The organism is Macellibacteroides sp. (assembly GCF_050251695.1).
Classification (GTDB): Bacteria; Bacteroidota; Bacteroidia; order Bacteroidales; family Tannerellaceae; genus Macellibacteroides; species Macellibacteroides fermentans.
The window spans coordinates 4,073-21,265 of sequence record NZ_JBFWMI010000061.1 but is presented as its reverse complement, the minus strand read 5'-3'; the positions used below and the strand labels follow the sequence as shown (position 1 = coordinate 21,265).

Here is a 17,193-nt window from a genome sequence, read left to right as displayed (position 1 = left end):
GACGTTTTATTTACGAAGCAACAATCAAACAATCTGATGTACCCGGCTATCAATTCGGAGAAACAGGAAACTATAACCCGGGAGCTATCCGCATTGGTGAATGGGCTAATGCAAACGTTGGATGGGAACAAGCATACAAGACAAATATAGGTCTTGAACTCTCATTGTTCAGAAAACTAAAATTACAAGGTGATGTTTTCCATGAAAAAAGAGAAGGCATCTTTATGCAGCGAGCAGCTCTTCCAGGATTAGTTGGATTATCAACAACCCCATGGGTAAATGTGGGTAAGATGAAAAATCAAGGATTTGACGGAACGGTCGAATATGAACAAACTATCGGAGATTTCGTGTTAACCGGCAGAGGAAACTTCACCTATTCACAAAGTGAAATTCTTGACAACGATGAACCAGATTGGAAAAACCTGTATCAAAACCGAATTGGCAAACCATACGGTCAGCTTTTCGGACTTGAAGCCTTAGGATTATTCCAAAGTCAGGAAGAAATAGACAATAGTCCCACACAAAGCTTCGGTGCTGTTCGTGTTGGAGATATTAAGTACAATGATATAAATGGCGACGGACTAATAAACGAAGAAGATGTTGTAGCTATAGGACACTCAAACATTCCTAAAATCAATTACGGTTTTGGCGGAACTTTGCAATGGAAAGGAATCGATGTATCAGTATTCTTTCAAGGCATTAGCAAGGTTTCTTATTTCTTGAGCGGGAATTCAATTTATGGATTTAACTCAGGGTCTTTAACAAGAGCTGCTATCAATGAAGATGTGTATTTGAATCGTTGGACAGAAAATAATCCAAATGCTAAATATCCACGTCTGGATTCTAATGCAAATACAAACAACAACCGAAATTCAACTTTCAGAATGATAGATGGTAGCTTCTTACGGTTTAAGAATGCTGAGATCGGTTACACCTTCCCTAAGAAAATGCTTAACGGAACTTTCCTAAAAACTGTACGTGTTTACGCATCCGGAGTTAACCTGTTAACATTCAGCAATTTTAAACTTTGGGATCCTGAACAAGGAGGAGGAGAAGGTGCAGGCTACCCACCTTCAAGAATATTTAATGTAGGTTTAAATGTTAATTTCTAATTATTAAAAAACAAACTTATGAAGTTTATTAATTATATAGCACTTATATGTAGTGTATTCATGATAAGTTCATGCGACTCATTCTTAGACAAGCAGGAGGATGAAGCGCTTACTTTTGAGAAAATATGGTCGAAACGATCGACTGTGGAAAAGTACCTGAATAATGTATGGGGATTCATGCCTGACGAATCGAATTGGGTAGACGAGAATCCCTGGATTGGGGCTTCTGATGAAGCAAGTGTTACCTATAACAGGGGTTATCGTTATATGAATTTTGGGACATGGAGTCCATCCAACGTACCCTATGACAGATGGAGTAAATTCTATAGCGGTATACGTGAAGCAAATGTATTTATGCAGAATATTGATGCTACAACAGCTGAAGATATAAGTGAACAAGAGAGAATACAATGGAAGGCAGAAGCGCGCTATGCAAGAGCCTATTACTATTTTCTTCTATTGCGTTCTTACGGACCAATCATGTTGGTTGGTGACGAGCCGATAGATTTTAATCAAAACGTTGCCTCTCTTTCATTTATGCGAAACACATATCAGGAATGCGCAGATTACATCACAAAGGAAATGACCGAGTGTGCAGCGGTACTCCCCTTGGAACAAGATGCTATATATTGGGGTAAACCAACTAAAGGGGCAGCATTATCGGTGATTGCCCGATTAAAATTATACAGTGCCCGTCCTTTATTCAATGGCTGTGAACTATATGCTGGAATAGCCAATCCCGACGGAACCAAACTTTTCCCTACATACGACAAAAACAGATGGAAGGAAGCTGCTGAGGCTAATAAAAAGGTAATCGATCTTGGAATTTATGAACTGTATGAAGATGAATCAGGGGATCCTATCAAATCTTACCTTGGTGTAGGTTTGAAAACATGGAATAAAGAGCTTATCATGGCTCGCTGGACTGGAGGATATTACAATCGTGTACACTGTACTCCCCGTGTTGTAGGTGGTACTGCTTATGGAGGTATAGGCCCGACTCAACAACAGGTAGATGCCTATGCAATGGCTAATGGACGCTATCCGATTAAAGGCTATAGAAATGACGGAACTCCAATAATAGATGAAACATCCGGATACAAAGAAGATGGTTTCTCAAACTTTGAACATCCCTATGATCAGCTAAAAGACGGACATAAGCAAAAAAGTACATTTAACATGTATGTGGGTAGAGAGCCAAGATTTTATGCGACAGTACTATGGAGCGGAGCGGATTGGCCTTATATGGCTGGAGCAAAAGTGCCCGTATTTGCATTTAACGGCAATAGCGGTCCTGGCGTTAGCCATGATTATCCTAAATCGGGTTACATCTGTCGCAGGTTTATTGATGGATCGTTGAATAGTAATGGTGGACAATGGGGTAATTTAACATTCCCAATTTTCAGATTGGCAGAAATATACCTCAATTATGTTGAGGCGCTCAATGAATTCGACCCAACTAATACGGATATCTTATTATATTTAAACAAGATAAGATCTCGTGCCGGTGTTCCAAACATTGAAGAGGTTTACCCTGAAGCCGTTAACAATCAATCACTAATGAGAGAGCTGATACGAAAAGAACGTAGAATCGAATTAGCATTTGAAACACATCGTTATTTCGATACAAGAACCTGGATGATTGCAGAGCAGACGGATAATGGCCCAATGTTCGGGATGAATACGATGGCACCGGTTGCAAATGCCAACACAACCCCTGCTGCTTTCTGGCAAAGAACTGAATTTGAAGTCAGGGTATTTGAACCTAAGCATTACTTATATCCATTTAGTCAACGTGAACTAGACAGAAATAAGCAATTAACCCAGAATTTTGGTTGGTAATTTAATAAAGTTAGAACAAATGAAAACTAAAAACATATTATTTGGATTACTTTTCGTTTTAGGATTTGGCGCTAGTTCCTGTGAAGATAAAAGCGATGACAATCTAACAGAAACAAAAGTATATATATCAAAAAGTGGTGATATTTCTGTCAATGTTTACAACGTTGGAGAAGATGTAACTTATAAGATAGGTGCTTATAAAAGTGGAGCTTTCAATAATTCGGCAACAGCAGAGTTAACCGTTTTATCTGATGCTGAACTCGCATTGTACAATCAGACAAACAGTACCGACTATAAAGCTATTCCAGCCACTTGTTATACCATTGATGGTTCTAAATTAGCATTTAGCAAAGAAGAAAAGAATGCATACATTACTATTAATTTCAAACCGGAATCGATCCTTTCAATCCCGGATTACAAAACGTCTAATTATGTACTGCCTATTCAATTAAGCGATGCTTCGGTAACTATTAATGAAGATAAAAAATATAGCTTTATAAAGCCTAATGTATTAGAACCAACCATATATTTGGCTAAAACCGGATTTTCCAACATAGTGATTGACGATGGTGGTGAAGCTACAATTGAACTTGATCTTCCTTTAGCTCTTGATTTTGAAAATAAATGGGATATCAACTGTTCTCTTCAAGCCAATCAAGATCTATTAGACAGTTATAACACTGCACAGGGAACTTCATATAAGTTATTGCCTATACAGGCTTATACAATAGATCCAAATCCTGTAACCATTGCATCCGGTAAAAAGGGGGCAACTGTTAAAATCCAAATTAATAGAGACAAGCTTGATTATGGCGATTATATTCTGCCTGTTCAATTGGCATCTGTTTCAAAATTTAACATTGCTTCAGATAGTGATAACTGTCTGTTTGGTGTATCATATCAAGCAAAAAAGTTATCTAAATTAACATGGAAAGTAGTTGATTTTTCAAGTGAAGAAGCTTCCGGAGAAGGAGCTAATGGGTTTGCGAGCCTAATACTTGATGGTAATACCAGTACATTCTGGCATAGCCAATGGGCCAATGGAACTGGTCAATTACCTCATCATCTAACGATAGATATGCAAAAAGAGGTAACTGTTGTGCAGGTAGATCTTACAAGACGAACCAATAACACAGACACAAAAGCGGGTAATTTTTACATAAGCTCAGATAAATCGAACTGGACAAAAGTTGGATCTTTCCTTATGGCGAAAACAAACGATGCACAACCATTTGCTGTAACAAAGTCAAAAGGTCGCTACCTCAAAATTGAAATTACCGAAAGCAACCGGGCTCCATTTGCAAATATGGCTGAAGTTGATGTTCGGGGTATCGAATAACATACCTACTATTAAATAAATACCCGAAAGGAGTATTACTTTTGCAAACGGACCAGTGGTCCATTTAAACTTTCATCGAGGAATCTTCCCATAATTGGGAATCTTCCTCGATGATACTTAAAAGCTAAATCTAATTACGTAAACACATTGTATGAAAAAGTTCTTACCATTTATCGCCTTTCTGCTCATTTTAATAGGATGCAGCGATGATTCTCCCGAGGGCATCCAATCTTTTGAAATTACTGATAAGTCGGTCGACTTCTCTGCCGAAGCCCAGGGAAAGGAAATTCAGATTACAACTAACCTATCGGAATGGGAAACTTACATTGACGGTGCCGGCGAAGCCTGGTGTTCAGTCAGCCCTGTGGTAAATGGCACGAAAAGGGCTCTGATTGTTCAGGTAGAAGAAAACAAGGAATGGGATGTACGATCCACCACCATTCAAGTAAAGGGTGCGGGTATTACCCACTCCATTAAAATAAGTCAATTAGGAGTAAAGCCAACGATATTGGTGTCGCCTGATAAATTTACACCAGGTTTTATCGGACAAGAAATCGAGCTGAAAATTACAGCAAACGTATCTTTCGATCTGATAGATTCTCTTGATTGGGTAAATCCGGCTCCTATGCTACGATCTGTCGAAATGAGTACAACCACCGCAAAGTATGTGGTTTCACGAAATGCCAGCAAGGAATCTCGTACCGGGATTATTTACATCCGGAATAAAGAAAATAAGGCCAGTGCACAGGTAAGCATCACCCAGGCCGGTGAGGGGGATTATCAACCTTCAGTGGAAAGTGGTATTAAAGATGATATAAAATTAGTCGTAGCTTCGGCTGAGGCTTCATCTTTTCAGAGTGGTTCCGGGTTGGATAAATCCATTGATAACGACAAATCTACAATCTATCACTCAAATTGGACCAACACGGCCAGTAATTACTTTCCTATTACGCTAACCTATAATCTGAGGGAGGTTTCCGATTTAGATTACCTTATCTACTACCCTCGTACCACTGGCTCCAACGGTCACTTTAAGGAGGTAGAAATTCAAGTTAGAAAGAACGGACAAAATACATTCGAGAAATTGCTGGATTACGACTTTAAAGGAAGTGGTTCAGCCACCCGGATTGGTTTTGATCAGCCTGTAAAAGGGATTGCTTCCATTCGCTTTATTGTAAAATCGGGTGCAGGCGACGGACAGGGATTTGCGGCTTGTGCCGAGATGGAGTTCTACAGAAAAAATCCGGACAACTTCGATCCGTCTGTCCTTTTTACAGATGCAAGCTGTTCCGAATTAAGAGCCGGAATTACAGAAAGTGATATAGAAGCTGTTTCTAATCCATTTTTCAAAAACATGGCTTATTATATGTTGAAAGGATCCTATCCTCGTGAATTTAGAATTCAACAATACAAGGCCTATCCGCATCCTAATACGCTGGCTGCGTCTAACAAGACAAATCCATACAATTTACTCGATAATCCTACCGGAATAAGTGTGGCAGCTTACGACACATTGATTGTGTGTGTTGGCGAAACCAACAATCAGTCCCTTAGTCTGAAGGTTCAGAATTTAAATAAACCGGGCGGCGACGGATACAATGATGGTTCATCTTCTTATCCGCTGGTAAAGGGTATTAACAAAATTGTTCCGACCAACAGAGGACTTATTTACGTAATGTATCATACAAATGAATATAAAACGGCATCACCCATTACCATTCATTTCGCTTCGGGAAAAGTAAACGGATATTTCGATGTGAAGAAACATACGGCCACTCAATGGAACACGTTGTTAAACAATGCTGTGGACGATTACTTTGATGTACTGGGTGAATACGCCCATCTTACGTTTCCGGTCTATCAGTTCAAGAACAACACACCCGATGGTAAAGCCCTCATTGATGTGTATGATGAGATTACACGTCTGGAACAGGAATTTATGGGTTTGGATAAATACGACCGGATGAATCCGAACCGGATGTATCTGCATGTTATATACACATCGTATATGTATGCCACAAACAACCGGACGGCCTATAACAATACCACACTGGGTGAACTTACAAATGCAGCTAAAGTGAGAAGTTCTTCCGTATGGGGACCGGCACACGAGATTGGTCATGTAAACCAAACCAGGCCAGGTCTTAAATGGCATGGCATGACTGAAGTGAGTAATAATATTTATTCGCTGTATATTCAAACCAGCTTTGGAAACACGTCTCGCCTTCAGGGTGAAAATCTAAGTGGAGATGGGTATACCAACCGTTACGAGAAAGCAATGAGTAATCTGATTGTAAAGAAGATTGCACATGCACGAGAATCGGATGTATTCTGCAAGCTGGTTCCCTTCTGGCAATTACAACTTTATTTGAGTAATGTACTTGGTAAAACCGACTTTTATAAGGATGTACACGAAGCGATCCGCACTTCACCAAATCAGTCTACCGATGGTTTAAGTCAGCTTGAATTCACAAAGATTTGTTGCGATGTAGCAAAGCTGGATCTAACAGATTTCTTTATGAAATGGGGATTGCTTTCGGCTGTCGACTATACATTCGATGATTATGGTGAAAAACGTTTCCTAATTACCGAAACCCATGCTCAGCAGACCATTGATGCTATCAAGGCAAAGAATTACCCAAAGCCTGCTCATGCTGTTGAATATATAACAGACCTTTCGGTTCCCGTTTACAAGATGAACGCTTCCATCCAAAAAGGCAACGTTGCCAGAAGTGGTCAGCAGCTCAGCTTTACAAATTGGAAAAATGTGGTGGCTTTCGAGGTATATAACGATACGGAATTGGTGTTTATATCTCCTTCTACCTCATTTACAAGCAAAAGCTCGTTCAATCAGGTATATGCCGTAGCGGCCAATGGAACTAAGGTAAAAGTAGATTTATAATTTTCATAGAGTAACATGAGGTAATAGATTGTTTTTTGATTTTAATTAATAGTGAATGAGGCCGGGACGTAATGTCCCGGTTTTCTTTTTTATTCATTATCTTTTTGCTTGTTGCGGAATTTCATTCTTCTGATTTGTACATAGCGGAGTAGCAGAATAGCAGCCACAGAAATGCCCATAATCAGAAAATAGGACTTGTAATCCGGGTTCGGCTTGTTTCCGGGCCATCCCATAACACTCATCACGGCCAGATAGACCAGAAGAAGCAGAGAGGTAATGTTTATCTTTTTCATTTGAATAAAATTTTAAAAGGGATACTTGGAACACGCTTCTTACACATTAATTACCTTTAAAAACTAATATACTAAGTTACACGATTGATTGTTTTATTACACTCGTTTTTCACAAGCAAATATACAATAAGTTTTACAAATCCTATTGGGCTATAATAAACAACTGTTGTTCCAAAATCCGACCAAAACCTACCTGAAGTATATATGTACCCTTATTTAATGTTAAATCAGTCCTACTGCTTCCTGCAGGAAGGACTTGATTCCAGATTGTTTGTCCCGTTAAAAGCATTACCCGGGCTGTTCCTTTCACTGGCACATTTGTTGCAACAAGCGTTTTTCCTTCTATACCAAATTTTGCTGGAGTAACGTCTTCTATTTCAGTCAACAACGTTTTTTGCAGAATAAGTTCAAAACGATCGGAGTCATCTGCTGTTCCTGAAACAAATGAGTAGCTCTTATTTCCTGCTACGTCCGTAACCTTTCCGGTCTGCTTGTCGGCCAACTGAACAGTATACTGGTCGGAATCAAAAGAATCGGCATTGAAGTTAAGCGTATAACTGTCTAAAGAAGGAATTCGCAAATGGATAGGTATCACAATTTTATCTCCTTCCAATGGTTGTGCATTCACTGCCAGAAGATTGGATCTGCACTCAGTTGCTATTTGTGGAGATTCATTTAACAAACTTGTGAGCTTATATGCATCATACGCCTGATCAATATGGGTGGTTGCTTCGGGGATAAAGCGGACTTCTGTACGGTCGTTATATTTTGCCCCCTGCAACGTAATTCCAATGAATGAATTGGAAGAAGAAAACGCCTCTCCTTTCACCACCGGAAGATCCCTGGTTTTTAGGCTGACATCGGTTTGTGCCGTAGTTTTAAAGAAGAACGCACCATAGGCAGGAATCACTCCACTACCACCTGCATCAAAGACCTCATAGGTTGAGCCATTATACCAATATATAAAATTCCCCAGGGAAGTCCCCGCCGGCAGTTGGCTGACTGACATAGGTGATGGGAACGGATTTCCGGATAAATACCAACCGCTGTGCGGAGAGCCTGCATTTTCCTGATAGCTGTAATGAGGTACGGATAGTTGAACCTCCTTGCCAAAGTCAGACGGAATAGCCCCGGACCGGGAGGTAAAGGTGAGCAACGTATCGGTTGAAGCCTCGTCGATAGCAATCAGATAGCCTTTATTTTTTTGAAAGACCAATTGATCTCCAGTCCCCAATGACGCCGGCACGGGTTTCCAGTTAGAAGATTCGGTACCTGTTTCAGCCCGCTTGCTGGCATCATATATTTGTGCATAAAGATAGTTTCCGTTCGTTGTCGTTTGATCATCTTTCAAAACAAACCGGGGGTCTATGCCATTTGCATACACATCGAAAGGGAATGAAATAAAACGCCATACCCCCTTTTGAGGGAAAGAGGTTACCAATTGAACTTTATCTTTTGCCACCAACGTTCCCTTATTAATAAACTCCGATTTGTGTTGTGCTGTATGATACAAGACAAGCGTACTGTCTATTGTAAGTCGAGCACCTTCATCCACTTTGACAGATCCTTGTCCTATTTTCAAGCCGCTTACCTGCTGATTATTCGTCACCGTTACATTTCCTGCAACCAGCGCCTTCCTAAGACGGGCCGGCGGAAGATGGCTCCACCGGATTGAATCATTCCAGTTTCCGGCACCGGTAAACAGTGAGTTTCCGGCAATTTTCCCGTAACTGAATACATTATCTACATAAAAGCCTCCCTGCGGAGGAGTCGCCTCATCAACATAGATATGTATTAAGTTCACTTTAGACATTGTCCGGGATTTGAAAGAACCATCCGTATTAGGATCTTGAAATTGATCACTAATTGCAATGTTATCCTGAATGGAAGAGTACAGAAGTTTTTGAGATACGGCCAGATCTTTGCCAACATAGTTTATCCGGGTCTGAACAGCTTCATAAGCTGAAATAGTAAGCGGTGCAAAAACAATACCACTTCCCGCAGGCAACCAAACGGAATAGTTTCCATTCTGACCGGTTATTCCATTAATTGAGGCATTTGCTAATGAGGCTCCTTTCCCTGTTAAGGTGTATTCCCATGTATCGAGGGCGGAAGATTCAAAATTCTGAACCCTGAAAGTATCTATTACAACTAAATTCTTCGAAGTATCGTTAATCCAGCTGCTCCATTGATCGGGGTGAACGGTTTGAGCACTGGTAGTCAACGCAAAAGAGGTAAAAAACAGGGTAAAAATAAAGCACACGGCGGTCTTTTTCATAGCTAAGGCAATTATCTGGTTACAAAATTAGCTACAAATATAAACAAATCTTTGAATTTACTATCTTTGTGGCATGAAAGAATTTATCATATCAGAGGCACAAACAGAGAAAGCGGTATTGGTGGGGTTAATTACTCCAAATCAAAACGAACAGAAAATCAAGGAATACCTGGATGAGCTGGCGTTTTTGGCTGATACTGCGGGGGTGGAGCCGGTAAAGATGTTTTACCAGCGACTGGATTATGCCAATCCGGTAACCTTTGTGGGGACAGGTAAGTTGCAGGAAATCAAAGAATATGTGGTTGAAAATGAAATAGGGGTTGTAATATTTGATGACGAGTTATCTCCAAAGCAATTACGAAATATTGAGAAGGAATTGAAGGTGATGATTCTGGATCGCACAAGCCTTATTCTCGATATATTTGCTAAACGGGCGCAGACTGCCCATGCCAAGACGCAGGTGGAGCTGGCTCAGTACAAGTATATGTTACCCCGACTTACCCGTCTGTGGACTCACCTCGAGCGTCAACGTGGGGGGGTTGGTATGCGTGGACCGGGAGAGACTCAGCTCGAAACCGACAAACGTATCATCCTCGACAAAATATCATTGCTTAAAAAGGAGCTGGTAAACATAGACAAGACCAAATCCATCCAACGCAAAAACCGTGGAAAGATGGTTCGTGTGGCCTTGGTTGGTTATACCAATGTGGGTAAATCAACCCTTATGAACCTGTTAAGCAAAAGTGAAGTATTTGCCGAAAACAAGTTGTTTGCAACCCTGGACACTACTGTAAGAAAGGTAATAATCGACAATTTACCGTTTCTTCTGTCCGATACCGTTGGGTTTATCCGTAAACTTCCTACAGAGCTGGTGGAATCATTCAAATCCACACTGGATGAAGTGCGTGAAGCCGATTTGTTGGTACATATAGTCGATGTTTCACACCCTCAGTTTGAAGAACAGATCGAGGTCGTGAACAAAACGCTTGCCGACATTCACAAAGAGGAGAAACCAATGATTATTGTATTCAATAAGATAGATGCATTCTCGTTTGTTCCGAAAGAGGAAGACGATCTGACCCCGCGTACCCGCGAGAATGTAAGTCTGGACGAATTAAAAAATACATGGATGAACCGTCTGCAAGACAATTGTATTTTTATTTCGGCCAAAGACAAAACCAATGTAGATGAACTAAAAACAAAATTGTATTCGCGCGTAAGAGAAATTCACACCACGCGTTTCCCGTATAATGATTTCCTGTATCAACAATATGATGATGTTGACGATGGAAGTCTGGATGAATAAAATCATGTTATCCTAAATTTGTAAACGTATGAGTAAAAAGCGTAACCTGCGGCCGGAAGAAATTGCCATGCTGCAGGCCAATGCATGTATGGCGGACAACTGGAGTTCCGTTTTTGTGCCCGAGAACTTTGACATTAAGTATGTAAGCCACACTCGTTTTTCAGGCGAGGTAACCCTGGGGGCTTTCAACAAAGAATTTATTTTGCCCGGCGGACTTAAAAAGCATGCCGGTCTGCGCCACGTAACCCTGCACAATTGCAGATTAGGCGACAACTGTTTAATTGAAAATGTGCAAAATTACATTGCCAACTATGATATCGGCGAGAATTGTATCATCCAGCATGTCAATGTAATTTTAGTGGATGGAGTCAGCTCCTTTGGCAATGGCACACTGGTGTCGGTGTTGAATGAAACCGGTGGACGTGAAGTCCAGATATACGACTGGCTGCCGGCACCTCTTGCCTATGTGATTACCCTGTATCGTCATCGACCGCAGTTAATCAGCAGGATAAGCAACCTCATCGAATCCTATTCAAAAGAAATTTCCAGCTCACGAGGCTCGATCGGCAACAATTCGCGTATTACAAACACCGGAACCATACGGAATGTACGCATCGGGAGCTATGCAACCATCGAGAATTGCACCCGTCTGGAAAATGGATCCGTAAACAGCCGCGAAGAAGAGCCTGTGTATGTAGGCGACAGTGTGATTGCTCAGGATTTTATCCTTTCGGCAGGTGTAATATTATCCGATGCAGCCAAGATTGTACGTTGTTTTGTTGGACAGGCCTGCCACATCACTCACAATTTCTCGGCTCACGACTCCTTGTTATTCAGCAACTGTGCCTTCGAAAACGGAGAAGCCTGTGCCATCTTTGCTGGTCCTTTTACCGTTTCCATGCACAAAAGCAGCCTGCTTATCGCAGGAATGTATTCTTTTCTCAATGCCGGAAGCGGATCCAACCAAAGCAACCATATGTATAAACTGGGACCAATTCATCAGGGAATTGTGGAAAGAGGCTCTAAAACGACAAGCGACTCTTATATACTTTGGCCGGCCCGTGTAGGGGCATTCTCTCTGGTGATGGGAAGGCATTATCACCACTGCGACACATCCGATATGCCTTTCTCCTATCTTATTGAGAAAGACGATGAAACCTATCTGGTTCCGGGTGTGAACCTGCGTAGTGTGGGAACAATCCGCGATGCACAGAAATGGCCCAAGCGAGACAAGCGCAAGGCTGGTTTGCAGTTAGATCCGATCAATTACAATTTACTTAGTCCCTATACTATCAGTAAAATGCGGAAGGCCGTGGAAGTGCTCAAAAACCTCCAGGCCCTTGTGGGCGAGACTTCCGAGATTTACTACTACCAGAACACCCGTATCAAAGGGTCTTCGTTACGAAACGGACTCGCACTATACGGAAAGGCAATCAACAAGTTTCTGGGAAACTCGCTTATCAAACGTCTGGAAGGGACTGCCTTCTCCAGCATAGAGGAAATTTGGGCCCAATTACAACCTACCGAATCCAGGGGAAAGGGAGAATGGATCGATCTGTCGGGGATGATTGCCCCTCAGGAAGTAATCGAGAATCTGCTGCGCAGCATCGAAGCGGGCGAAATAACATCGTTAGAAGAAATCTCCGCAATTATTCTCGACCTCCAGAAGCATTATTATGAAATGGAGTGGACCTGGGCGTACGATATGATAGAGTCGGTTTACGGAGTCAACCTGCAAACAATCACTGCAAAGGAATTGATTGCACTCACTGAAATATGGAAAGAGTCGGTCGTATCCCTCGACGAGCTATTGTATGCCGATGCAAAGAAAGAGTTTTCACTTACTTCCAAGATCGGATTCGGAGTAGACGGATCGGCAACCGAGAAGATGAAAGACTTTGAAGGCGTACGGGGCGACTTCGAGAACAATCCATTTGTATTGGCTGTAAAAGATCATATCGTAAAAAAAGAGGCCCTCGGAAACGAACTGATTGAAAGACTTAAGGTCGTATTGTAAAATAAACTATCTGCAGGTTATACGTCACTTAAGTTCTTTTAGGGATTAGGGCTGTAATCTGTATGGATTTATTCTGTACATTTGTGGGATAATATCGAAACATCATTATATTAAAAATAGTATAGATATGGCAACACCTCCTTTTAAGTATCAAGAGCCTTTTCCCATGGGAAAAGACAAAACGGAGTATTATCTGCTTACAAAAGAACATGTTTCTGTAAGTGAATTTGAGGGAAAAGAAATCCTTAAAGTAGAAGCCGAAGGACTTACCAAATTAGCGAACGCAGCTTTTCGTGATGCATCTTTCCTTCTCCGCACTGAACACCAGGAACAGGTCGCTAAGATTTTATCGGATCCTGAAGCCAGCGAGAACGACAAGTTTGTTGCGCTAACCTTCCTTCGCAACTCGGAAGTTTCGGCTAAAGGTCAGCTTCCTACCTGTCAGGATACAGGTACAGCTATCATCATGGGTAAAAAAGGTCAGCAGGTCTGGACCGATGGCTGCGACGAAGAGGCCCTGTCCTTAGGAGTATATAAAACCTACACAGAAGAAAATCTTCGTTATTCTCAGAACGTAGCGCTGGATATGTATAAAGAAATCAACACAGGCTGTAACCTTCCTGCTCAGATCGACCTTTATTCAGTACAGGGTAACGAATACAAATTCCTTTGTATAGCAAAGGGTGGTGGTTCTGCCAACAAAACCTACCTGTATCAGGAAACCAAAGCGTTGTTGAATCCAACATCCCTGGTTAAATTCCTGGTTGAGAAGATGAAGACATTAGGTACAGCTGCCTGCCCTCCATATCACATTGCATTTGTTATCGGAGGTACTTCGGCAGAGGTAAACCTGAAAACAGTTAAATTGGCTTCTGCTAAATATTACGACAACCTCCCTACTTCAGGAAACGAAGGTGGTCAGGCATTCCGCGACATCGAACTTGAAAAAGAGGTTTTGCTTGAGTCTCAGAAGATGGGTCTAGGCGCTCAGTTCGGCGGCAAGTATTTTGCTCACGACGTCCGCATCATCCGTCTGCCCAGACACGGAGCTTCTTGTCCGGTAGGTATGGGAGTTTCTTGTTCGGCCGACCGTAACATTAAGGCTAAAATCAACAAAGACGGTATCTGGATTGAAAAGATGGAAACAAATCCGGCCCGTTTCATTCCGGAAGAATTACGTCGTGCCGGCGAAGGAGAAGCCGTTCAGATCGACTTGAATCAACCGATGGCCGATATTCTGAAAGAACTTAGCAAATATCCTGTTTCGACCCGTTTGTCATTGAACGGTACAATCGTAGTAGGCCGCGATATCGCACATGCTAAACTTAAAGAGAGAATAGATGCCGGTCTGGGATTGCCTCAGTATATCAAAGATCACCCCATCTACTATGCTGGTCCGGCTAAAACACCTACCGGTATGGCATCTGGCTCCTTCGGCCCCACAACTGCCGGCCGTATGGACTCTTATGTAGATCTGTTCCAGTCGCAGGGTGGCAGCATGATCATGATCGCCAAAGGTAACCGCAGTCAGCAGGTAACCGATGCTTGTCACAAGTACGGAGGATTCTATCTGGGAAGCATCGGCGGACCGGCAGCTATCCTTGCTCAGGAAAGCATCAAGAAGGTTGAATGCCTTGAATATCCGGAACTGGGTATGGAAGCCATCTGGAAAATTGAAGTAGAAAACTTCCCCGCATTCATTCTTGTGGATGATAAAGGAAACGACTTCTTCAAACAACTGAAACCGATGTGCATCCTAAGTAAATAAGCATACCTTATTTAAATATACAGACCGGTACTCCATCCAACGGAGTACCGGTTTTTTTATCGTTTACAAAAAAGCCCCGGCAGCAGATACTGTCGGGGCTTATTATATTAATGTAATAAATTACTTAATCACGGTTACCACGCTCTGGACGAGGACCTCTTTCCGGACGTGGACCACGTTCTGCACGGGGAGCACGCTCTTCCATACCTTCAGGGCGGGGAAGCAATACCTTGCGTGAAAGTTTGAATTTACCGGTTTTCTGATCGATATCTACCAACTTCACTTCAATTGTGTCACCCTCTTTCAAACCAGCTTCTTCTACAGTTTCCAACCGTTTCCAGTCGATCTCCGAAATATGAAGCAATCCATCTTTTCCCGGAAGGAATTCAACGAATGCACCGTAAGGCATGATTGAAGAAATCTTACCCTGATAAACTTCGTTTACTTCCGGAACGGAAACAATACCCTTGATGGTAGCAATTGCTGCATCAATACAAGCTTTGTTTGTTCCTGAAATCTCAATACGGCCAGCACCGTCAACCTCTTCGATAGCGATTGTAGCACCGGTCTTCTCCTGAATTCCCTGAATAATCTTACCACCCGGGCCAATTACGGCACCGATAAATTCTTTGGCAATGATCATGGTCTCAATACGAGGAGCATGCGGCTTCAGGTCTTCACGAGGTTCAGACATTGTCTCTTCAATCTTACCTAAAATATGCAGACGGCCGGCTTTAGCCTGAGCCAATGCATTTTCAAGAATTTCAAAAGAAAGTCCGTCAACCTTGATATCCATCTGAGTGGCAGTAATACCATCGCGGGTACCAGTCACCTTGAAGTCCATATCACCTAAATGATCTTCGTCGCCCAGGATATCAGAAAGAATTGCATAATTCTGACCTTTATTTTCTGAGATAAGACCCATAGCGATACCCGAAACCGGCTTTTTGATCTTCACACCGGCATCCATCAATGCAAGCGTACCTGCACAAACAGTAGCCATGGAAGAAGAACCGTTAGATTCCAGAATATCGGAAATAACACGTACCACATAAGGATAATCGGCAGGCAGCATACCCTTCAGGGCACGGTGAGCCAGGTTACCATGTCCTACTTCACGACGTCCTACACCGCGGCTTGCTTTAGCTTCACCGGTAGAGAACGGAGGGAAGTTATAATGTAGAAGGAAACGCTCTTTTCCATGATTCAACACGTCGTCAATCATTTTCTCGTCAGATTTTGTACCCAACGTAACGGTTGTAAGCGACTGAGTTTCACCACGGGTGAATATGGCCGAACCATGAGGACCCGGAAGACAATCCACCTCCGACCAGATAGGACGGATTTCGGTAGTCTTACGACCGTCAAGACGCTTGCCTTCGTCCAGAATAGCACGACGCATAGCCTCTTTTTCAACATCATGATAATAACGGCCTATCATTTCTGCCTTAGCAGCTAAATCTTCTTCAGAAAGAGAAGCTTTGTATTCTTCAACGATCGCGTCGAAAGCCTCAGCACGCTGGTGCTTGTCGGTACCCGATGTAGCTACGGCATAAGCCTTGGCAAAACACTTATCCTTAATATCTTTACGAAGCTCTTCGTCGTTCACTTCATGGCAATAAGTTCTTTTTTCCAATTTACCCACTGCGGCAGAAAGATCGAGCTGTGCCTGACAATGAATCTTGATGGCATCGTGTGCAACACGGATGGCTTCAAGCATTTCCGACTCCTGTACCTCTTTCATCTCGCCTTCCACCATCATGATGTTATCCATAGTGGCAGCCACCATAATATCGATGTCAGCTTTTTCAAGCTGAGCGAAAGTAGGATTAACGATAAATTCACCGTTTACTCTGGCTACACGAACTTCCGAAATCGGACCGTTGAAAGGTATATCAGAAACAGCAAGCGCAGCAGAAGCAGCCAGACCGGCCAATGCATCCGGCATATCTTCACCGTCAGCAGAGAACAATATTATATTTACATAAACTTCAGCATGATAATCCTCAGGAAATAGAGGACGAAGCGCACGGTCAACCAAACGCGAGGTCAGGATTTCGTAATCCGAAGCCCTTCCTTCTCTTTTTGTAAACCCTCCTGGAAATCTTCCCAATGCAGAGAACTTTTCTTTGTATTCAACCTGCAAAGGCATAAAATCAACCCCGGGATTTGCGTCTTTGGCAGCACAAACAGTAGCAAGCAATACGGTATTGCCCATACGGACAGTTACCGAACCGTCCGCCTGTTTTGCCAATTTCCCGGTCTCGATGGTAATGGTTCTTCCATCACCTAATTCGATCGTCTTGTTAATTGGATTAAGCATAATCTTCTTTCTT

General features: G+C 42.3%; 9 protein-coding genes and 1 pseudogene. 7 read left to right on the top strand and 3 right to left on the bottom strand.

The genetic code is table 11. The features are described from left to right. From AB7E53_RS10045 to AB7E53_RS10030, 4 genes and pseudogenes are all read left to right on the top strand, one after another. Window positions 1–1,112, top strand: a pseudogene (locus AB7E53_RS10045) (SusC/RagA family TonB-linked outer membrane protein); the annotation flags it as partial. Between the two features lie 18 nt (window positions 1,113–1,130). Beyond that, window positions 1,131–2,954 carry a RagB/SusD family nutrient uptake outer membrane protein gene (locus tag AB7E53_RS10040; RefSeq protein WP_446775461.1) on the top strand — a complete coding sequence of 608 codons (1,824 nt, stop codon included), beginning with the start codon at window positions 1,131–1,133 and terminating at the stop codon, window positions 2,952–2,954. A 19-nt stretch (window positions 2,955–2,973) separates the two neighbouring features. Further along, window positions 2,974–4,293 carry a BT_3987 domain-containing protein gene (locus AB7E53_RS10035; RefSeq protein ID WP_446775459.1) on the top strand — a complete coding sequence of 440 codons (1,320 nt, stop codon included), beginning with the start codon at window positions 2,974–2,976 and terminating at the stop codon, window positions 4,291–4,293. Window positions 4,294–4,444: 151 nt separating this feature from the next. Then, window positions 4,445–7,195, top strand: a complete 2,751-nt coding sequence (locus tag AB7E53_RS10030) for a M60 family metallopeptidase (RefSeq protein ID WP_446775457.1) — start codon at window positions 4,445–4,447, stop codon at window positions 7,193–7,195. Window positions 7,196–7,284: 89 nt separating this feature from the next. Here the strand turns inward: AB7E53_RS10030 and AB7E53_RS10025 are convergent, their stop codons facing one another. Together AB7E53_RS10025 and AB7E53_RS10020 are read right to left on the bottom strand one after the other, a co-directional pair. Beyond that, the gene (locus tag AB7E53_RS10025; protein ID WP_079682117.1) at window positions 7,285–7,488 is read right to left on the bottom strand and encodes a hypothetical protein; all 204 of its coding nucleotides are present in this window, start codon (window positions 7,486–7,488) and stop codon (window positions 7,285–7,287) included. A gap of 142 nt (window positions 7,489–7,630) precedes the next feature. Next, window positions 7,631–9,766, bottom strand: coding sequence for a hypothetical protein (locus tag AB7E53_RS10020; RefSeq protein ID WP_446775455.1), 2,136 nt, complete (start codon window positions 9,764–9,766; stop codon window positions 7,631–7,633). A gap of 73 nt (window positions 9,767–9,839) precedes the next feature. Between AB7E53_RS10020 and hflX the strand changes: the two genes are divergently transcribed. From hflX to AB7E53_RS10005, 3 genes are all read left to right on the top strand, one after another. After that, on the top strand, window positions 9,840–11,072 hold the full coding sequence (hflX, locus tag AB7E53_RS10015) for a GTPase HflX (protein ID WP_371689403.1): 1,233 nt from the start codon (window positions 9,840–9,842) through the stop codon (window positions 11,070–11,072). A 28-nt stretch (window positions 11,073–11,100) separates the two neighbouring features. After that, window positions 11,101–13,089 (top strand): DUF4954 family protein, encoded by a 1,989-nt coding sequence (locus tag AB7E53_RS10010; protein WP_446775453.1) that lies wholly within the window; start codon window positions 11,101–11,103, stop codon window positions 13,087–13,089. A gap of 127 nt (window positions 13,090–13,216) precedes the next feature. Then, complete coding sequence (locus AB7E53_RS10005) at window positions 13,217–14,857, top strand: fumarate hydratase (protein WP_079682121.1); 1,641 nt, start codon at window positions 13,217–13,219, stop codon at window positions 14,855–14,857. A 124-nt stretch (window positions 14,858–14,981) separates the two neighbouring features. On the opposite strand, the gene pnp is transcribed toward AB7E53_RS10005, so the two are convergent. Next, window positions 14,982–17,180 (bottom strand): polyribonucleotide nucleotidyltransferase, encoded by a 2,199-nt coding sequence (pnp, locus tag AB7E53_RS10000; protein ID WP_446775463.1) that lies wholly within the window; start codon window positions 17,178–17,180, stop codon window positions 14,982–14,984. Window positions 17,181–17,193: the final 13 nt, after the last annotated feature.